Source organism: Puia sp., from assembly GCF_036500295.1.
Classification (GTDB): Bacteria; Bacteroidota; Bacteroidia; order Chitinophagales; family Chitinophagaceae; genus Puia.
In genome coordinates this window covers 38,686-57,941 of record NZ_DASYCH010000079.1, presented here as the reverse complement: position 1 = coordinate 57,941, position 19,256 = coordinate 38,686, and the positions used below count along the sequence as shown (strand labels likewise).

Here is a 19,256-nt window from a genome sequence, read left to right as displayed (position 1 = left end):
AAGTTATGATCGACTTTAATACAATAAGACAGTACAATTTTCCGACGACGATCCGGTTTGGCGCGGGAGTCATTGCGGAGTTGCCGGATCATTTGCGGAGTGCGGGGTTTCACCGGCCGTTGCTGGTGACGGACCCGGTGGTGGCGCAGCTGGATTTTTTCCGTGAGCTGCGCAAGAAGCTGGAGGATCGCGGGCTTTCGGTCGAAGTTTTTTCGGATATCCATAAGAACCCGGTGAAGTCGGATGTGGAGAAGGGGGGCGCCGCATTTACCGGCACGGGCCGGGACAGCATTATCGGGATCGGCGGCGGGGCGGCGATGGATGTGGCGAGGGCCGTCGCGTTGCGTATCCATCATCATCGTGACCTGTTTGATTATGATGACCTGATCGGCGGCGATGTTTATGTGACGGAGGAAGTGCCCTACTTCATCACCGTTCCGACGACGAGTGGAACCGGGAGTGAGGTGGGACGGAGTGCGATCATCTCGGAGGATGACACGCATCGGAAGCGGATCCTTTTCTCGCCGAAGCTATTGGCGAAGATGGTCTATGCCGATCCGATGCTGACGATGGAGTTACCGCCCTTTGTGACGGCGGCGACGGGGATGGATGCGTTGACGCATAATCTCGAGGCCTATATTGCCAAGATGTGGCACCCGCTGTGCGAGGGTATCGCGCTGGAGGGGATCCGGCTGATCCATCGGTCGATCGTGACGGCTACGCATCAGCCCGATCTTGCTTCGCGGAGTCAGATGATGATCGGTTCGCTAATGGGGGCGATCGCTTTTCAGAAGGGGCTGGGTGTTGTGCATTCGCTTGCGCATCCGATGTCGTCGTTGCTGGATACGCATCATGGGCTGGCTAATGCGGTGAATCTTCCTTATGGGATGCGATTTAATATTGGGGGGTGCGAGGAGAAGTTCAGGGTGATCGCGCAGGCGATGGAGTTGCGGGACAATGCGGGGGGGGAGATTGGGGCGGTGAACATTGCAGCGGGTGAGATTGTGGCGGCTGACCGGGCTGCGGGTGAGGCGGTGGTGGAACGGCTGTTCGACTTGAACAGGGAGTTGGGGTTGCCGGTGAAGTTGCGGGATGTGGGAGTTCGGGAGGAGCATCTGGCGCCGTTGGCGGATCTGGCGATCGCGGATTTTGCGCATCCGAATAATCCCAAGCCGGTGAGCAGAGAAGATTTTTATCAGTTATATAAGGAGGCGTTATGAGGATTGGATTGACCTATACAGGTACGGATACCAAGCATGACAACTATGTTCGATGGCTGAAGGCGGGAGATGCCGATATCGAGGTGGTGCGGCTGGAGGCGGGTATGACCGGGGATGTGATGGCCGGGCTTGATGCCCTGGTGTTGTCGGGGGGGATCGATATTGCGCCCACATTCTATGGCGGAGCGGAACAATATATGAAGGCGCCGGCGAATGGATGGCAGCCGGTGCGGGATGGGTTCGAGTTGTCGGTGCTGGAGCGGGCGTGGCAAGGTGGGTTGCCGGTGCTTGGCGTTTGCCGCGGGTTGCAGTTGATCAATGTAGCGCGGCAGGGAAGCCTGGTACAGGACCTGGGGGAGGTGGGTGATGGAGTTCATGAGAATGTAACGGGCGTGGATAAGGTGCATGGGGTGGTTGTGGAGCCCGGGAGTTTGTTGAGTACGGTGGTGGGGGCGATGGCGACGACCGTGGGTGGAACGGGTGCGGCGGGTGAAGCGGTGAGAGCAGGGTCGATCGGGGATACATTTCGCGGGGTAGTGAATAGTGCGCATCACCAGGCGGTGGACCGATTGGGGGCCGATCTGCGGGTGAATTGCCGGGCGGAGGATGGGACGGTCGAGGGGCTCGAGTGGGCGGAGCCGGCGGGGAAGCCGTTTTTGCTGGCGGTGCAGTGGCATCCGGAGCGGATGTTTGTGAATGGGGTAGGGGATGCGGGGTTGTGGAAGGCGGTGAGGGATCGATTTGTGGGGGAGGTGAGGACGGGAATATAGGTATCGGTATTTTTTGTAACTTTAGTATATGGCAAAGAAAAGGTCAAATAAACAGCCCTATCTGACCAAGCGGATATTGGTAAGTGCTGCTCGCTCAGGAATACGGAAGGCGGCAAAGGAAACCATGGAAATTATGGGTTTTGTCGTAATTGTAAAGGATGGTTGGGTTGTAAAAAAGTATCGTGACGGGAAAATTGAAAAATTAGAACGCCTCGAGTCTCCTGAAAATACAAGACTTGTCCTCGACTAAGACCAAGACAAGGGATCAACACCAATTAAGGCTTCGTGTTTTCGCAGGACCCAACGGGTCGGGGAAGAGTACTGTTACCAACAAGCAATTTAAGGACATTGCGCTGGGTTCCGGCCTGGTAGGGGATCAATTTGACAAAGCGACTCTTGAGCAAAGTTATTCACTACGCAAAAACATGTTGAAGCTCAGAGAAAAGTCCGCAGATGAAAGGCTGGCGCAAATAATTGCCGATTTTTTAAGAAAGAGACTATTAAAAGAAAGGCGGCGATTTTCATTTGAAACGGTCTTTTCTCATCCATCCAAGTTAGATATAATGAGGCAAGCGGCCTTAGAGGGGTATAAAGTATATCTATATTTTGTTTCCACAGAATCACCTGTAATTAATAAGTCTCGTGTTGCTGCGCGAAAAGAGAAGGGTGGACATGATGTCCCAGTCGACAAAATTGAAAGCAGATATTATCGATCTTTGGACCTGCTTTATGATGCGTGCCAGCTCTCCTATCAAGTTTTCTTTTTTGACAATTCTGTAGAAGATGTTGAGCTTCTGATGTTCGCCCATTTTAAAAAGAATGGCGACAAAAAAGTGTGGGATAAGATGAATAAAAAAGAAATTCCGAATTGGTTTAGAAAGTATTATTCCAAGAAAATATCAAAATAATGCAGATCATAAATCCCGCTACGGAAGCGGTTATCGGGGAAGTAACGGAAGATACGCAGGCGACGGTGGAGGAAAAGTACCGGTCGGTGAAGGCGGGACAGCGGGCGTGGGCGGGGCGGACGGTGGAGGAGCGGCTGGCGTGCATGGCGCGGTTCTATGAGGCGTTGGAGACGGAAAAGAAAGTATTGGCGGAGACGCTGACGAGCGAAACGGGTAAGCCGGTGCAACAGTCCTACAATGAACTAAATGGGGCGCGGGGCCGGATCCGGTATTTTCTGGACAACACGGCGCGCTGGCTGGCGGAGGAATGGGTGGTAACGGAAGGGGCTACACGGGAGAAGATCGTGTACGAGCCGCTTGGCGTCGTCGCCAATATTTCGGCCTGGAATTATCCTTACCTGGTGGGGGTGAATGTATTTATCCCTGCGCTGCTGGGAGGTAACGGCGTCCTCTATAAACCGTCGGAGTATGCTACGCTGACGGGCCTTCACATCCAACGGCTGTTACACCGGAGTGGGGTACCCGAAGATGTATTCACGGTGGTGACGGGCAAGGGTGCGGCGGGGGAATGGTTACTTCAGTTGCCGTTGAATGGGTATTTCTTTACGGGAAGCTACCGGACGGGCCGGCTTATCGCGGAGAAAGTGGCGTCGAAGCTGGTGCCCTGTCAGCTGGAGCTTGGGGGGAAGGACCCGTTATATGTAATGGATGATATCGAAGATATCGATAAAGTGGCGGCGGCGGCGCTGGAAGGTGTCGTATATAACAATGGCCAGAGCTGTTGTGCCGTGGAGCGGATCTATGTACAGGAGAGCATCTATGATGCTTTTGTGCGGGCGTATACGGAGCAGGCCAGGAAGATGGTGGTGGGCGATCCGATGAATGGGGGAACCGATGTGGGTGCGCTGACGCGACCGGGACAGCTGGAGTTTCTGCTGGGGCAGATCAGTGATGCGGTAGAAAAAGGCGCAACACTTCTTGCTGGCGGTAGACCCGTGGACCGGAAGGGATATTTTATCGAGCCGGCGGTGTTGGTGAATGTCGATCACCGGATGAAACTGATGACGGAAGAGTCTTTTGGACCGGTAGTAGGGATCCAACGGGTGAAAGATGATGCGGAGGCGGTTGCGCTGATGGGGGATACGGAGTATGGGTTGACGGCGGCTGTCTATTCAAAGAGCTATGAGCGGGCGGAGCGGGTTATGGTGCAGCTGAATACGGGGACGGTCTACTGGAACTGCTGTGACCGGGTGAGTGCAAGCTTGCCCTGGAGCGGAAGAAAGCATTCGGGGCTTGGGATGACGCTTAGTTATCAGGGGATCAGGGCCTTTGTCCAGCCGAAGGCATATCACATAAGGCATTGATAAATAGCATATTACATGGGTTTGCACAGTGCGTGTATATTTAGGAGTATGAGAAGAGGGGGATGTTTTATAACATTATAATGGAATAACGTAACTCAACATAGTGATGGGGACAGTATAGACTAACCTTCGCCTGCCGGCGAGGGTTTTTATTTTTTTGCAACTTTTTTTGATGGGGCTGGCTAAAAAAATAAGAGGGCAATAGAAATTGCCCTCGCGTCACGACTTTGTGACCATTCAAAACTAAAAAGGTGTATTAAGATAATATTTGAGGTCGAGTCAGTTAACTGTCAAATTTACCATTCAAATTGAAATCTGCAAATAACCTGACACACTAATTCCGGGATTTAGTTATAAAATTACAGGTTTGCGTATGGCCTACGCATTCCGATAACGTTTGCGTAAATTTTTTAACAGCTTTATAACGGTGATTAGGCGATGCGGGCAGCATGCAAAATTTTAGTAAACCCTCGCGAAAATTTTGCAGAGCCGTCGGCGGGTTTCGAAGAGTCCGGGGTGAGTGGTGAGATTGCATTGGCGGGTAGGCGGAGCATGACGGCGGGGTGCGACGTGCGGTGGAGATTGGCGGAGCATGGAGATTGGGTTACACCAGGAGTTTATCGGGGTTGGGGATGAAGTTGAGGAAGGCCTGGAAGTTGGCTTTGTATTTCCGTTTGTCCAATTTGTAGTAGAAGGCGCCTTTTTTGGAGTTGGCCTTGTCTTTTTCTTTTTGTTTTATGAGGAGTTCGGTGGAGAGCACTTTGCGGCTGAAGTTGCGGTTGTCGAAGGCCGTATCGTAGATGCCTTCGTAGAGGATCTGGAGTTGGGGGATGGTAAATTTTGCGGGCAGGAGTTCGAAGAGGATGGGATGGAGTGCGGCTTTGTAGCGCAGCTGTTTTTTTGCCGCTTCGACCATGCGTTTGTGATCGAAGATGAGTTCGGGCAGTTTTTTTATATGGATCCACTCGGCGTGGTATTCATTGCTCAGTTGTTTTTCGTATTGGTGGATATCGATGAGCGCGAAGTAGGCGATGCTGAGCGTCCGTTCGACGGGGTCGCGGTTGGGTTCGCCGAAGGCTTTTAACTGTTCCATGTAAACGCCTTCGAGGCCGGTGAGTTTTTTGAGGACGCGGTTGGCGGCCTGTTCGATGCTTTCATCGGTTTGGAGGAAGCCGCCCATGAGGCTCCATTTACCTTTTTCCGGTTTGAGGCCGCGTTGGATAAGTAGTAGTTTGATGTCTGTCCCGTCGAATCCGAAAATGATACAGTCTATGGCCACCAGCATACGGGTTTCACCGGAGTAACGATTCATTCTTTGATTGCTTTTAGCGTGAATATAAGGATTCTACCAGAATTTCACATATATGGCCATCAGGATCGCCAGGGTGACCACGATGAGGGCGACGGTGGATGGGGTCACTTTGAACATTTCCCGGTCGAGATGGAAGGCTTTCGGATTGATGCGGGGGCCGCCCAGGCTGACTCCTACCATGACTATAACGGTGAAGAGGAAGGCGAGGCCCATGCAGATGAGAAAGGGGATCTGCCAGACGGTTGCGAGAGCGCCGTTGACGACCACTTGGGTTGGGTAGGCGGTATAGAGCCAGGTATGGTGACCCAGGGTGTCGGGGGCGTAGATATTAAAGAAGACGCAGAGGACGAAGCCGGTGACGAGGCCGGCGACGGCTGCTGCTGCTGTCGTCCGTTTCCAGAACATGCCGAGGAGGAACATGGCGAGAACGCCGGGGCTGATGAAGCCGGTGTACTTCTGGATGAAGGTAAAGCCACCGCTGCCGCTGATGCCGAGGAGGTCTTTCCAGGTAAAGATGATGCCGACGATCAGGGCAAATACGACGGTAACGCGGCCTGCCCAGACGAGCTTTTGCTCACCGGCGGTCTTGTTGAAATATTTCTTGTAGATATCGAGGGTAAAGATGGTTGAGATGCTATTGAGTTTGCCGGCGAGGGAGGAGACGATGGCGGCGGTGAGGGCGGCGATCGAGAGACCTTTGAGGCCGGCGGGGAGGAAGCCGAGGACGGCGGAGTAGGCGTTGTCCTTGCTGCCCCCTTCGAGGTGGAGATTGCCATGTTTATAGAGGACGAAGGCGGCGATACCCGGGAGCATGACGATGACGGGCATGAGCAGTTTGAGGAAGCCGGCGAAGAGGATGCCGGTGCGGGCCGTCTGGAGATTGGCGCCGAGGGCGCGTTGGGTGATATACTGGTTACAGCCCCAGTAGTTGAGATTCACGATCCACTGGCCGGCGGCATACATCGCGATGCCGGGGAGGACGAGGTACTTGTCGATATCCAGCTGGCTGGACACGGGACTTGGTTTATTGAAGATCATGCGGAAGTGTTCCGGCGCGTCTTTCAGCATGGCGTTGAAGCCGGCGAGGGCGCTGTTGCCGAGGCCAAAATTCTGGGCTACGACCGACAGGGCGAGATAGGAGGTGGCCAGGCCGCCGATGATGAGCACGCCCACCTGGATCACGTCGGTGAAACCGATGACCTTCATTCCGCCAAGGGTGATGAGAAGGGCGAAGAGGGCGAGGCCGATCATTATAATGTGCAGGTTATGCTCATAGACCTGGACCCCGCCCATGGAGACGAGTCCGCTGATGGCGGCGGCGCCGAGGTAGAGGATGGAGGTAAGGTTGACGAAGACATAGAGCAACAGCCAGAAGATCGCCATGATGAGGGCTACGGTCTCGTTGTAGCGCATCTTCAGAAATTGCGGCATGGTGTAGATCTTGTTCTTGAGATAGACCGGGATGAACCATACTGCGATGATGATGAGGGCTACGGCGGCGATCCACTCGTAGGCGGCCACGGCGATACCGGCGAAGAACCCGTCGCCGCTCATACCGATGAACTGTTCGGCGGAGATATTCGATGCGATGAGCGAGGCACCGATGGCCCACCAGGTGAGGGTACCTTCGGCCAGGAAGAAGTCTTTCGTATCTGTGACGGTTTTCTTTTTCCGGCGATAGATCCAGATGCCGTAGGAAGCAACTATGATGAAATAGACTACGAAGACGACATAATCGGAGGTGACCAGGCTTTTGTTCATGAGCAATCGGTTTTGTATTGGCGGCGGGGAGATGATTAAAGAGGGGGCGTGGGCCCCTTCCGGTTATTTGTTTAATTGATAGTAGGCTTCGTTCCAGCGGAGCTCGTTGCGAAAGGAATAGAGCTCGGTGTTTTTGCCGATGAGGGCGAACTCGATGCCGGCCATATCGGCGAAGTCGCGCAGGTGTTCGGCGGTGAGATTCTGGCTGTAGCCGGTGTGGTGGGCGCCGCCGGCCAGGATCCATGCTGTGCAGCCTGTGCGCATATCCGGGTAAGGTTTCCAAAGGACGCGGGCGACGGGAAGTTTTGGGAGCTCGTGGGTGGGCGCCACGGCTTCCACTTCGTTTACCAGCAGGCGAAAGCGGTTACCCATGTCGATGACGGACGCGTTGATCGCGGGGCCGGCGGCGGAGTTGAAGACCAGCCTTACGGGGTCGGCTTTTCCGCCGATGCCGAGGGGGTGGATCTCACAGGAGGGTTGGCCGGAGGCGATGGATTCGCAGATCTCGAGCATATGGGCGCCGAGGACCATGTTGTTGCCGGGTTCGAAGTGATAGGTATAGTCTTCCATGAAGGAGTTGCCGCCGGGTAGTCCCGCGCCCATTACTTTCATGGCGCGGACGAGGGCGGCTGTTTTCCAGTCGCCCTCACCGGCGAAGCCGAACCCGGCGGCCATTAAGCGTTGTGCGGCGATGCCGGGTAACTGGACCATTCCGTGAAGGTCTTCGAATGTATCGGTGAATCCTTTGAAGCCGCCCTGTTCGAGGAAGGTCTTGAGGCCGAGTTCGATCCTTGCGGCGTCGCGCAGGGAGTCGTGTTGGCCCTTGCCTTTGCGGAGGGAGTCGGCTACCTTATATTTCTCTTCATATTCTTTTACGAGGCTGGCGACGGCGCTGTCGGTGATGCTGTTGATGACGGCTACGAGGTCGCCTACGCCGTGGGTGTTGACGGAATAGCCGAATTGCATTTCGGCTTCCACCTTATCGCCTTCGGTGACGGCGACCTGGCGCATGTTATCGCCGAAGCGGACGAATTTGGCGCCCTGCCAGTCATTCCAGCCGGCGGCGGCGCGGGCCCAGGCTCCGAGGCGGTCGAGGGTATCGGGATCCTGCCAGTGGCCGGTGACCACTTTCCGGTTGAGGCGCATGCGGGACATGATGAATCCGAATTCGCGGTCGCCGTGGGCGCTTTGGTTCAGGTTCATGAAGTCCATGTCTATCTGGCCCCAAGGGATGTCGCGGTTGAACTGGGTATGGAGATGGACCAGGGGTTTTTGGAGGATGCGTAAACCGCCGATCCACATTTTGGCGGGGGAGAAGGTATGCATCCAGGCGATGATGCCGATGCACTCTTTTGTGGTATTGGCTTCGAGGAGGGTCTTGTAGATCTCTTCGGGTGTCTTGACTGTTGGGCGGAAGACGACCTTTACCGGGATCTGGGGTGAATCGTTGAGCGCTTTTGCGATGGTTTGCGAATGAGCGGCTACCTGTTTTAATGTCTCTTCTCCGTAGAGGTGTTGGCTGCCGGTGACGAACCAGACCTCGAATTTCTTTAAGTCCATGTGTGATATTAATTATTGTCCGTAATAGGAGTGTGGGCCATGCTTTCTTTCGTAATGTTTTTTTACGAGGGAATCTTTTAGCCGGGGGGTGTCCTTGCGAATCTGTTCGGTGAGGAGGGCCATCTGGGCTACCGATTCGAGTACCGCGCTGTTGTAGACGGCTTTTTCGGCGGTGGCGCCCCAGGTGAAGGGGGCGTGGTTGCCGATGAGGACCATTTCGACCTCTTCATAGCTGAGACCGCGGTCGCGAAAGGCGTTGAGGATCTGGAAACCGGTTTGATATTCGTAGTCGCCGAGGATCATTTCATCGTTCATCGGCGGGGCGCAGGGGATGTCGACCGTGTTATGGTCGGCGTGCGTGGTGCCGAAGATGGGGATGTCGCGCTGGGCCTGGGCCCAGGAGGTGGCGTAGGTGGAATGGGTGTGGGCGATGCCGCCGATCTTTTCCCAGTGTTTGTATAATACGGCGTGGGTGAGGGTGTCGGAGGAGGGGCGGAGCTTTCCTTTGACGGTCTTGCCATCGAAGTCGACGATGACCATTTTTTCGGGGGAGAGTGTGCTATATGGGACGCCGCTTGGTTTTATGGCGAAGACGCCCTGGCTGCGGTCGGCGGCCGAGACGTTGCCGAAGGTGAAAAGGACGAGGCCCAGCTTTGGAAGTTGTCGATTCGCCTCAAAGGCGGCTTCCTGGATATCGGTGTATTTACTCATAATCTTTTGTCGTGTGTTCAATGTATTGGCCCAGCTCGCCGTAGTTGCGGAGGCGTCGCTCATAGATGGCGGCGCGGGCCGGGTCGGGGGTATAGGTTGCGTCGAATCCCTGGCCCATGGCGGCCATTGCGTCTTCCACTTTCGGATAGAGGCCCGCGGCGGTGGCGGCGAACATCGCGGCGCCGAGGGCGCAGGTTTGTTCGGAGGAGTGGATGCGGAGCGGGCGGTTCATGACGTCGGCCATCATCTGCATGATGAAGGGAGATTTCTTTGCTACGCCGCCGAGGCCGATGAGTCCTTTTACGGGGACTCCTTCGCGTATAAAGCGATCGACAATGGTGCGGGCGCCGAAGCAGGTGGCTTCGACGATGGATCGGAATATTCGTGGGGCGTCGCTGGCCAGGTCGAGGCCGGTGATGGCGCCTTTCAACAATTGGTTGGCGTCGGGTGTGCGGCGGCCGTTGAACCAGTCGAGGGAGAGTTCGGCACCGGGTTCAGGCGAGAGGGCGGCAGCCTGACGGCTAAGTTCGGGGATGATCTTATCGATGAGGGCTGCGGCTTCCGGTGTGATGTGTCCGTTTGCGGGGGCGCCATTGCCGCCGAACTGTTGAAGAGGCCAGGCGAGCAGATTGCGAAACCAGGCGTAGGCGTCGCCGAAGGCGGACTGGCCGGCTTCCATTCCCATCATGCCGGGGATGACGGAGCCGGGTACCTGACCGCAGATGCCTTTTACGAGAAGCCCTTCGACCTCTTTCGATGGGGCGACGAGCATATCGCAGGTGGAGGTGCCCATGACCTTGCTGAGGTGGTAGGGTTCGATCTGGCCGCCGACGGCGCCCATGTGAGCGTCGAATGCGCCAACGCCCACCACGACATCCTCGGCCAGGCCGAGACGTTGCGCCCATTCGGGGCAGAGGCGGCCGGCGGGTTTATCGCTTGTATAGGTTTGTTTTGGGAGTCGGTTGACGAAACCGCCGAGCAGCGGATCGAGCGAGGTGAAGAACTCATCGGGCGGATAGCCGTTGAATTCCGTTGCCCAAAGTGCTTTATGGCCGGCTGCGCATACGCCGCGTTTCAATTCCGCGGCTTTGCGCCCGCCGGTGAGGAGGAAGGGAATCCAGTCGCAGTGTTCGACCCATGAATAGCAGGCCTTTCTAACGGATTCGTCCACGCGAAGTATCCGGAGCAGTTTTGCCCAGAACCATTCGGAGGAGTAGATGCCGCCGACGAACTGCAGATAGTTGACGTCGAAGCTGGCGGCGTGGGTATTGATGGCGGCGGCTTCTTTTACGGCGCTATGATCTTTCCAGAGTACGAAGAGCGCGTTTGGGTTTTGTTCGAATGCCGGGAGCAGGCCGAGGGGGGTGCCGGTCTCATCGACGGCCACGGGTGTCGAGCCGGTGGTGTCTACGGAGATGGACCTGATCCCGGCGGCTACGGCGGGACCTGCCTGGCGGAGACAGTCTTTGATGGTATTTTCCAGGCCTTCGATATAGTCCCGGGGATGTTGCCGGAAGACGTTCTCGGTGGGGTTGCAATACAACCCGTCCTTCCAGCGGGGGTAATAGAAGACGGAAGATGCGATCTCGCTGCCGTCGGCTGCGTTTACGATGAGGGAACGAACGGAGTCCGTACCGTAGTCTACTCCTATGACAAAGTTATCTCGTGGCATATGGCTGGTTGGGGAGGCGCTTTTCTTTTAACAAGACTTGTCAAAATAACATTTATTTTTTTGTTTTATAAAAAATATTTCCCTGTCGGAACAGGGAGGGGCGGAGGGGATTTCGGGGGTGGTTGACGGGCGGCAGGTTTGGGGGGACGAGCGGGCGGGTAGGGGATTGCGGCGGGGCGGGGGTTTTGGGGGGATGACTGGTGGGTGCCAGGAGTGGGATTGGGTGGAGATGGACCTTGGAGCGGCGGGGTACCGGGAGTGTTGCTGAACGTGGGAGTGCGGGAGGGGGTGATGAGCGGCGGTGGGAAGTTTCGGCGTGGGCGGGGGTTTGGTGGGACGACTGGATGGGTGCTGGAGAGGTGGCGTTTGGGGTGGAAAAGAGTGTGGCGGGGAGGCGGGCCGGTTTTTTGCAGAGATGAGGAAGTTGGACCACAAAATCCGGGGTGAGGGCGAGGGGTCTGATCTTCCGGATACGATCACGCAAATTAAAATTGGGGGCCTTAGTAAAATTCTTACATCTGTTGTAAGATACGTAAAAATTATTTTATGATACTTTTAACGTATTAATAAATACGTTAAAGGGGGATGAGAATTTGAAAGGCATTGATTCCTAGAAGTTTATCTTCACTTTTGCGTATTGGTTATACGAGAAATAACCTAAATTGTCTTACCCCTCAAACCGCTGGAGAAATGGAAAACAAGCTTAAAATCAACAGGATCAAAGCCGTCTTAGCAGAAAAAGATATATCGCATAAAGAATTGGCGATCAGAGTCGGCGTCGCGCCCAACAGTGTGACCAGGATCTGCAACAACGAATTTCAGCCCACCTTAAAACTATTGCGGGAGATTGCCCTCGCTCTGGATGTGGATATCCGGGAGCTCCTGATCCCGACGCGGGTCCTCTAAGTGGACCCTGGGGTACTATGGCTGGTGGCAATCGACCGGCTTGCCTGGCATCAGCCAATGGCAGCGAGTTGTCGTGTCCGGATGCGCGGGGAATCGACGTGCCTTTATTGACGACATCGCGTGAGTGGTGTGCCTTAGGGTGAGCGGGACAGAGGCGCGAGGAAGGAGCGGGGTCGAAAAAGGGGGAAAAGTTCCACAGTATTGAAACTTATTGCACTTTTTATCAATGTGATGAAAAGCAGCCCGAACTCTTCAAGTGGATGGTATCTTTGGGGCATGCGATTCCTATTCCTTATTCTCTTCTTAGTGGCCGGGCTGGGAGTTTTTGCGCGGCAGCCGGATAGCCGATTTACAGATAGTCTTCAACGCCGGCTTGCAGGAGCGAAGACACCCAAGGAGAAGATCCAGTTCCTGCTCTTGCTGGCGATGGTCTCCACCGACTCGACACAGGCGGAGAACTATGCCACTCAGGCCATTACGACCGCGGAACTGAACCGCGACCGGCGGCTGATCGCCTTTACCTATATCCAAAGCGGGGCCCGGTATATGAACGTCCAGGGGTTGGAAGGCAATCTGGACAAGGCGCAGCGCGCGTTTGAGCATGCCGGGCAGGTTGCCAAAGAGAACGGGCTTTCGCGGCTGCAGGTGGAAGCTTATTACTGGCTGTCGAATGTGTTGCAGGTAAAGGGGGATAATCAAAAGGCGCTTGCTTATAGCAACCAGGCGCTGGCCCTGGCGAGCAATTCGGACAACGATACGATGAAGGTGATGGCCTTCGTGACGATGGGTGAAGTTTACCGCCAGATGAAACAGATGCCCTTATCCTTTCAGAATTTCTCAGAGGCGCTGACACTTGCCGAGGCGAATAAGGACCCTGATCTTTTGCGTTCGGCCGACATGGGGTTTTCGCATTTTTATGCAGATATGCACGAATTCGGGAAGGCCATCGATTATACCATGAAGATCTACCGGCGGGACCGGGCTTCCTGGGATGCGGCGAACATGCTGATGGATCTGTATCGTCTCGGGGATCTTTTCGGCAACAACCATCAGCAGGATGTTGCATTAACTATGTACCAGCACAGTCTCCTGCTTGCCGACACCTTGCATTACGATCTGTTCAAGATCAATTCTTACTTCCGCATCTTCTCGATGTATTACCAAAGCAAAGAGTATGTGAAGGGGTTTAAATATATGCAGGGGCAGCGGGAGATGCTGGAATATCTCGATCATCTCGGATTTGGTTTTTTCCTGGGAGTAGTGAAGGCCATGGCTTTTTCCGAGGCTGGCAAACTCGACAGTGCGGAATATTATTTTCGGGCATCCCAGCCGAATGTGCTGGCGCGGGGGAGCTATGAGATGAGATATGAGTTTTACCAGAGCTTTGGCGATTTTTACAGTCAGAAACGGGATTATCGTGCGGCGATCGCTCTATACCGAAAGGCGTTTGAACAGAAGGCGGCCGAAGGGGATCTGGAATCGGAGGAGAGTACGGCGGATTCCCTTCAGGCGTTTTACGAGCGGGTTGGGGATTACCCGTCGGCGCTGGCGTTCAACCGGCTGGCTCAGGGCGAGAGGGACAGTCTTCGGGCGCAGACGCAGGAGACAGAGCTCATGAAACTGGAGGTGGACACGGAGAACCGGCGGAAGGAGCGGGAGGCGCGGGCAGAGGAGTTGAATACGGAGCACCGGCATAATATCCAGTATATGGGATTTACGGTCGGGCTGGTCCTGCTTTTTATCACGATCGTTCTGCTTGGCCGGCTGACGGTACCGGTCTCGGTCATCCGAACGGTGGTATTTCTTTCTTTTATTTTCCTTTTCGAATTCATCATATTGCTGCTGGACCACACGATCCAGGCATGGACGCAGGAGGAACCCTGGAAGGTGCTTTGCATCAAGATCGTGCTGGCGGCGGGCCTGGTGCCACTGCATCATTGGCTGGAGCACCGGGTGATCCACTATCTCAGCCACCGGCGGAGACCGACGGCCGCCGTCGCGGTACACAAAGAAGTTGCCGTACAAAAAGAAGTTGCGGTACACAAAGAATAACCCATGTCACAACCTACGAACCGACCTGCTTCGGCGATGCTGGTGGTGGTCGCTTTTGCCACCGTCTATATCGTTTGGGGCAGTACTTATTTCTTTATCCGGCTCTCCGTATTGCATATCCCGCCGATGCTGGTGGGGATGCTGCGATACCTGGTGGCGGGCATCCTGATGCTGAGCTGGTGTCTGATCCGGCGGAAACCTGTTTTCACGAAAGCGGTTCTCGGTCCGGCCTTTGTATCGGGTTTTTTGCTGCTTTGCGGCGGCAACGGCATCCTTATCTGGGCGGAGCAGTATATCCCGAGCAGTCTCGCGGCGGTGCTGCTGGCGTCGGGGCCGTTGTGGTTTGTTTTGCTGGACCGGGGACAGTGGGCCGTGAACTTTCGCAGCCGGAGCACGCTGGTGGGGCTGGCGATCGGGTTTGTCGGGGTGTTGCTGCTTTTTGCGGAACGGTTGCGGGGTGGGACCGGAGCTGGGGTCGAGGGGGCTAACGGGCAGGCGACATTGGCATTGGTGATCCTTATCGTGGGGTCGATCTCCTGGGCGGCGGGTTCGCTTTATTCGAAATATCGCAGTGCGCCGGTGTCCAATGCGGTGAATGCGGGTTGGCAGATGTTGCTGGCGGGGCTTGTTTTTCTTCCCGCGAGTTTGGTCAGCGGCGAATGGGCGGATTTTCATTTCCGGGAAGTGCCGTTATCGTCCTGGATGGCGATCGCCTACCTCGTGACGATGGGGTCGCTGGCCGGGTATAGTGCATTTGTCTGGCTGTTGCAGGTGCGGCCGGCGACGCAGGTGAGTACCCATGCCTATGTCAACCCCGTGGTGGCGGTATTGCTGGGGGTATTTTTTGCCGGAGAGAGCATGACGGCGATGCAGTTGCTGGGGCTGGCGGTGATCCTGACGAGCGTTTTGCTGATCAATCTGGCAAAATATCGTAAGCGGGTGAAGGAGCGGGTGGGGATGCCGGAGCCGGCGGAGGCGGGAACCGAATAGGAGGAGCCGAACGAGCGGAGCGTGGGGGGCGGGGGAAACGAGCAGGATCGGTAGAGAGTGGCGGGCAGGGGAGACGAGCAGGATCGGTAGAGAATGGCGGGCAGGGGAGACGAGCAGGATCGTAGAGAGTGGCGGGCAGGGGCAGATGTGCGGAACGGGCGGAGCAAGTGGCGCGAAAAAATCTTATGTCGATTAAGCAGATATTGTTGTCATATTATTCAGAATTCAAACAGAAACGCAGGGAATTTGTTAATTTGTCACCATGGATCATCAAACCGTATTGGAGCAGGCTGAGCACTATGTCAGGTCTTTATACGACGCACAGGCAAACGACAAGCTGTACTACCATGATCTACGGCATACGGAGGGGGTTGTAGAGGCAGCGACGCAGATCGCGCAGCATTATCAGCTGAGCGATGGGGATTTTTTTACCGTATCTGTGGCGGCCTGGTTTCATGATATCGGGTATCTGACGGGGCCAGGGGCTGGGCATGAGGAGCGGGGTGCGCGGATGGTGCAGTCCTTCCTGGAGGGTACGGGAGTGGAATTTGGGGTGATCGAGGCCGTCAAGCGGTGTATCATCGCGACCCAGTTGCCGCAGCGGGCGGTGGGGTTGTCCGAGCAGATTGTTTGCGATGCGGACCTTTATCATCTGGGGACGGACGAGTTCAGTGACCGGAACAAGTTGATGCGCAAGGAGGCGGAGGCGGTTCAGGGCCGGAAGATCAGCAAGGATGAATGGCGCCGGAGTACGATCCGGTTCCTGGAGGCGCACCAGTACTACACCGACTATTGCCGGCTGCTGCTGAACGAGAAGCAGCATGAGAACCTTATGAAGCTAAGAGCGAAGGACCCGGATGCGGGAGGTAACGCCATAGATACCCTGTTACGGGAGCACGGACTGGAGGAGAGCAGACAGGAGCAGCAGCAACCGATGGACAAGAAGAAGGAAAAGAAAAAGGATCCGGGCCGCGGAATCGATACGGTATTCCGGATCACGAGCAACAACAATCAAAAGCTCAGTTCGCAGGCGGACAGCAAGGCGCATATTCTCATTCAGGTGAATTCGATCATCATTTCCGTATTGCTGAGCCTGTTGCTCCGGAAGATCGAGGATCACACCAATCTTGCCATTCCGGCGACCCTGTTGCTTGCGGTGAACCTGGTTACGATCATCTTCTCCATTCTGGCCACGAGGCCGCATATTCCGCCGGGTACGTTCAGCCAGGCGGATCTCGACGAGAAAAAAGTGAACCTGCTGTTCTTTGGCAATTTTTACCGGATGAGCCTCGAGCAGTACGCCAGCGGGATGCTGATCATGATGGATGATCGCGACTTTTTGTATGGCAGCCTTATCCGGGACGTCTATTTTCAGGGGATCGCCCTTGGAAAGAAGTACCGCTGGCTGAGGCTTTCCTACAATGTGTTCATGTATGGCCTTATCGCTTCGGTACTGGCCTTTCTGATCGCCGCGCTTGCTTTCCCGACTTTTCCGACCAAATGAAAATTCTTTTAAAGGAGGTGGCCACGGCTAAAAAGCCCGGGGCAATAAATTTATGCAGAATGCTGTTTTTCATATCGTCAAGGAATTGGAGGGTGCGGGGCAGGTGGATTCCCGGTTATCCTTTGACGGGTTTATCAATTTTTTGAAGAAGCGCCGTCAGGAGGACAAGACCATGCGGGTCAAGTTCCTGGAATTTGTCATTCATCATTTTGAAGAGCGCCTAAGGGGAAAGCACCTTATCGAACTCGAGGAGATCGGCCAGTTTGGCGACCTGCTGGAGTTGATCTATACCGTTATCTTTCCGGCGGTGGCCGATGAACGGGATACGGCCTGGGCGCTTGGGGTGCCGGTGAAGCCGGTGATCGTCTACGGCACCGAACTTTTCTATGACAAGTTGCGCGACCCATTGACCAAGGAGGTGAAGGTCTGTATGCTCGATGGAAAGAACCAGGTGCGGACGAAGGTGAACCTGGAGCTGGTCTTTTCGATGATCTTGCGGCAGGTATACGATTATAACCTTCCCGCGGGCAATACGGTGATCCGCAGCCTGCGCAATGAGGCGACGGGGCTGCCCGGTTATTTCCGGCTGAATATCGACAACCGGTTTATCGAGGTATCGGCAAAGAACGGGGTCCCGCCGCTCGATCTGGAGGAACTGGGGTCGAAGCCGTCGAAGGAAGCGATCCCCTGGCTGCTCGAGCATCTGCCGCTTGACGCCTTTGTCTTCGAAGGCATCTCGGCGATCACGGTGACGGATGTCACCCAGGAGTATGTCGTCGAAAGCATCAAGAACCTGATCCTCAGTCCGGATCTTGGTGGCGGGAACAGTCATCAGGCGGAGGTGATCCGATATCTCAACGTGCTTGCGGGGACCAATGACGTGAACTTCGGGCTTTTGCCGCTGCTGCTGGTGAATGGCCGGCCGGTCTATTCGGAGACGAGCTGTTATCACAGTATCCTCGGGGAAGCGGCGGAGAGCGACAAAGAGACGGAGGAGACCTATCTGTGCCTGGTGAATCAATACTTCAAGGAGCCGCGGCTTTTGTTATACGAGACCCTTCCCCCAAGAGAAAAGGGAGAATATTTCTTTCTCGAGACCCTGCGGCGTGCGGGGATCGTTTCTTACGGGCTGATACCGGTGTATTATAATAACCGGCAGGCGGGTGTGCTGGAAATTTCGGCCAGGGAGGAAGGCGTGGTGAAAGCCGGCCTGCTGGAACGGCTCGATAGCGTGATCCCCCTGATCGCGCAGTTGCTACAGCGGGGCATCGACGAGTTTGATGCCGATCTGAAGACGATCGTCAAAGAGAATTTCACCTCGATACAGCCCGCGGTGGAATGGAAGTTCAATGAAGCGGCCTGGCATTATGAGCGGATGCTGGAGATGGGGATCGAGCCCGCTTCGGTGGAGACCATCTATTTCAAAGACATTTATCCCCTGTATGGGGCTATCGATATCCGCAATTCGACCCTCGAGCGGAACAGTGCGTTGCGACGGGATCTGCAGACCCAATTCCGGATCCTTGGCGAGACCCTGTTGTCGTTGCAAAAGGTGGTGAGCCTGCAGTTGCTTGACGAGCTGCTCCACCAGACCCAGAAATGGCAGTTGGCCATGAACGGTGCGCTGACGACGGCCGATGAGATGAACCTGAACAATTTCCTCCGGGACAAGGTGGATTTCTTCCTGGTGCATTTCCGGGAGACGAGACCGGACCTTGCCGATCTGATCACCCCCTATCTTAAGGCTACGGCGGAGCCGGATGGAGAGGCCTTTCGCCACCGGCGGGAGCTGGAGTCCTGTATCCAGCTTGTCAACAAGACGGTGAACGGGCAGCTGGAGGACTCCATCGCGGAGCTGCAGCAATCCTATCCTTTTTACTTCGAGAAATTCCGGACCGATGGGGTCGAATATGATATTTATATCGGGCAGTCGATCTCGCCGGGGAGGACCTTCGACCTGCTGTATCTGCGGAATCTCCGGCTTTGGCAGCTGAAGTCGATGGCGCTGGTGGCATTGCAGACGCATAACCTGTTGCCGCAGATGGCCGAACCGTTGTTGACGACACAGTTGATATTCGTTCATTCCGCGTCGATAGACATCAGTTTCCGAAAGGATGAGCGGCGATTCGATGTGGAGGGGGGATATAATATCCGTTACCAGGTGGTGAAGAAGCGCATCGATAAGGTGCGGGTGAGGGATACGAACGAACGGCTTACGCAGCCCGGGAAGGTCGCCATCATTTATTTCAATGATCGCGAGGGTGAGGAATATGAGGGGTATATCCGGTATCTGCAGGAGAAGGAGATCCTTGGCGTGGAGGTGGAGCATCTTGAGTTGGAGGAGTTGCAGGGGGTGAGCGGGTTGCGGGCGCTTCGGGTGGGGGTGCTGTGGCCGGCGGCCGCGGCTGATGCGATGGGACGGGTTGCGGTGATGGATAAGGCCGTGCAAGGCTGATCGGTGGGACCTGCGACGGAGATAGGACTGCGGCCGATGCCGTGCAACGTTGATGATCAATCGAACTATTA

At 55.4% G+C, this 19,256-nt stretch carries 15 protein-coding genes; 10 read left to right on the top strand and 5 right to left on the bottom strand.

All coding sequences use genetic code 11. The annotated features are described in order from the left end of the window. The first annotated feature begins 5 nt into the window (after nt 1–5). Genes VGM48_RS15405 through VGM48_RS15385 form a run of 5 tightly spaced genes read left to right on the top strand, consistent with a single transcriptional unit; the run spans nt 6 to nt 4,262 of the window. Nucleotides 6–1,220 carry an iron-containing alcohol dehydrogenase gene (locus VGM48_RS15405; RefSeq protein ID WP_331580637.1) on the top strand — a complete coding sequence of 405 codons (1,215 nt, stop codon included), beginning with the start codon at nt 6–8 and terminating at the stop codon, nt 1,218–1,220. Beyond that, on the top strand, nt 1,217–1,990 hold the full coding sequence (locus VGM48_RS15400) for a gamma-glutamyl-gamma-aminobutyrate hydrolase family protein (RefSeq protein WP_331580635.1): 774 nt from the start codon (nt 1,217–1,219) through the stop codon (nt 1,988–1,990). The genes VGM48_RS15405 and VGM48_RS15400 overlap by 4 nt, the downstream gene beginning before the upstream one ends. A gap of 28 nt (nt 1,991–2,018) precedes the next feature. Further along, complete coding sequence (locus tag VGM48_RS15395; RefSeq protein ID WP_331580633.1) at nt 2,019–2,240, top strand: hypothetical protein; 222 nt, start codon at nt 2,019–2,021, stop codon at nt 2,238–2,240. Continuing rightward, nucleotides 2,227–2,898: a zeta toxin family protein gene (locus VGM48_RS15390; protein WP_331580631.1), complete on the top strand. Its 672-nt coding sequence runs from the start codon at nt 2,227–2,229 to the stop codon at nt 2,896–2,898. Before VGM48_RS15395 ends, VGM48_RS15390 begins: the two co-directional genes overlap by 14 nt. Beyond that, nucleotides 2,898–4,262, top strand: a complete 1,365-nt coding sequence (locus tag VGM48_RS15385) for an aldehyde dehydrogenase family protein (RefSeq protein ID WP_331580628.1) — start codon at nt 2,898–2,900, stop codon at nt 4,260–4,262. The genes VGM48_RS15390 and VGM48_RS15385 overlap by 1 nt, the downstream gene beginning before the upstream one ends. Nucleotides 4,263–4,866: 604 nt before the next feature. On the opposite strand, the gene VGM48_RS15380 is transcribed toward VGM48_RS15385, so the two are convergent. From VGM48_RS15380 to VGM48_RS15360, 5 genes are all read right to left on the bottom strand, one after another. Further along, nucleotides 4,867–5,574 (bottom strand): NUDIX hydrolase, encoded by a 708-nt coding sequence (locus tag VGM48_RS15380; protein WP_331580627.1) that lies wholly within the window; start codon nt 5,572–5,574, stop codon nt 4,867–4,869. Nucleotides 5,575–5,607: 33 nt separating this feature from the next. Continuing rightward, nucleotides 5,608–7,335 carry a sodium:solute symporter family transporter gene (locus VGM48_RS15375; RefSeq protein ID WP_331580626.1) on the bottom strand — a complete coding sequence of 576 codons (1,728 nt, stop codon included), beginning with the start codon at nt 7,333–7,335 and terminating at the stop codon, nt 5,608–5,610. A gap of 63 nt (nt 7,336–7,398) precedes the next feature. Next, nucleotides 7,399–8,895, bottom strand: coding sequence for an L-arabinose isomerase (gene araA / locus VGM48_RS15370; protein ID WP_331580625.1), 1,497 nt, complete (start codon nt 8,893–8,895; stop codon nt 7,399–7,401). A gap of 12 nt (nt 8,896–8,907) precedes the next feature. Further along, nucleotides 8,908–9,606 (bottom strand): L-ribulose-5-phosphate 4-epimerase, encoded by a 699-nt coding sequence (locus VGM48_RS15365; protein ID WP_331580623.1) that lies wholly within the window; start codon nt 9,604–9,606, stop codon nt 8,908–8,910. Then, complete coding sequence (locus VGM48_RS15360; RefSeq protein ID WP_331580620.1) at nt 9,599–11,278, bottom strand: ribulokinase; 1,680 nt, start codon at nt 11,276–11,278, stop codon at nt 9,599–9,601. Before VGM48_RS15360 ends, VGM48_RS15365 begins: the two co-directional genes overlap by 8 nt. Before the next feature lie 690 nt (nt 11,279–11,968). Here VGM48_RS15360 and VGM48_RS15355 point away from each other — a divergent pair. The 5 genes from VGM48_RS15355 (at nt 11,969) to VGM48_RS15335 (ending at nt 19,185) form a co-directional block, all read left to right on the top strand. Then, nucleotides 11,969–12,184, top strand: coding sequence for a helix-turn-helix transcriptional regulator (locus VGM48_RS15355; RefSeq protein WP_331580618.1), 216 nt, complete (start codon nt 11,969–11,971; stop codon nt 12,182–12,184). A 276-nt stretch (nt 12,185–12,460) separates the two neighbouring features. Further along, a complete protein-coding gene (locus VGM48_RS15350; RefSeq protein WP_331580616.1) occupies nt 12,461–14,236 on the top strand; it encodes a tetratricopeptide repeat protein in 1,776 nt (591 codons plus the stop codon). 3 nt (nt 14,237–14,239) lie between these two features. Beyond that, a complete protein-coding gene (locus VGM48_RS15345) occupies nt 14,240–15,226 on the top strand; it encodes an EamA family transporter (protein ID WP_331580614.1) in 987 nt (328 codons plus the stop codon). Between the two features lie 262 nt (nt 15,227–15,488). Continuing rightward, nucleotides 15,489–16,730 carry a Pycsar system effector family protein gene (locus VGM48_RS15340; RefSeq protein ID WP_331580612.1) on the top strand — a complete coding sequence of 414 codons (1,242 nt, stop codon included), beginning with the start codon at nt 15,489–15,491 and terminating at the stop codon, nt 16,728–16,730. A 52-nt stretch (nt 16,731–16,782) separates the two neighbouring features. Beyond that, the gene (locus VGM48_RS15335) at nt 16,783–19,185 is read left to right on the top strand and encodes a GAF domain-containing protein (protein ID WP_331580610.1); all 2,403 of its coding nucleotides are present in this window, start codon (nt 16,783–16,785) and stop codon (nt 19,183–19,185) included. Nucleotides 19,186–19,256: the final 71 nt, after the last annotated feature.

What these genes read in the sequence shown, in the direction of transcription:
- VGM48_RS15405 (WP_331580637.1), top strand. Translation starts at nt 6, where the DNA reads ATGATCGACTTTAATACAATAAGACAGTACAATTTTCCGACGACGATC.
- VGM48_RS15400 (WP_331580635.1), top strand. Translation starts at nt 1,217, where the DNA reads ATGAGGATTGGATTGACCTATACAGGTACGGATACCAAGCATGACAAC.
- VGM48_RS15395 (WP_331580633.1), top strand. Translation starts at nt 2,019, where the DNA reads ATGGCAAAGAAAAGGTCAAATAAACAGCCCTATCTGACCAAGCGGATA.
- VGM48_RS15385 (WP_331580628.1), top strand. Translation starts at nt 2,898, where the DNA reads ATGCAGATCATAAATCCCGCTACGGAAGCGGTTATCGGGGAAGTAACG.
- VGM48_RS15380 (WP_331580627.1), bottom strand. Translation starts at nt 5,574, where the DNA reads ATGAATCGTTACTCCGGTGAAACCCGTATGCTGGTGGCCATAGACTGT.
- VGM48_RS15375 (WP_331580626.1), bottom strand. Translation starts at nt 7,335, where the DNA reads ATGAACAAAAGCCTGGTCACCTCCGATTATGTCGTCTTCGTAGTCTAT.
- araA (WP_331580625.1), bottom strand. Translation starts at nt 8,895, where the DNA reads ATGGACTTAAAGAAATTCGAGGTCTGGTTCGTCACCGGCAGCCAACAC.
- VGM48_RS15365 (WP_331580623.1), bottom strand. Translation starts at nt 9,606, where the DNA reads ATGAGTAAATACACCGATATCCAGGAAGCCGCCTTTGAGGCGAATCGA.
- VGM48_RS15360 (WP_331580620.1), bottom strand. Translation starts at nt 11,278, where the DNA reads ATGCCACGAGATAACTTTGTCATAGGAGTAGACTACGGTACGGACTCC.
- VGM48_RS15355 (WP_331580618.1), top strand. Translation starts at nt 11,969, where the DNA reads ATGGAAAACAAGCTTAAAATCAACAGGATCAAAGCCGTCTTAGCAGAA.
- VGM48_RS15350 (WP_331580616.1), top strand. Translation starts at nt 12,461, where the DNA reads ATGCGATTCCTATTCCTTATTCTCTTCTTAGTGGCCGGGCTGGGAGTT.
- VGM48_RS15345 (WP_331580614.1), top strand. Translation starts at nt 14,240, where the DNA reads ATGTCACAACCTACGAACCGACCTGCTTCGGCGATGCTGGTGGTGGTC.
- VGM48_RS15340 (WP_331580612.1), top strand. Translation starts at nt 15,489, where the DNA reads ATGGATCATCAAACCGTATTGGAGCAGGCTGAGCACTATGTCAGGTCT.
- VGM48_RS15335 (WP_331580610.1), top strand. Translation starts at nt 16,783, where the DNA reads ATGCAGAATGCTGTTTTTCATATCGTCAAGGAATTGGAGGGTGCGGGG.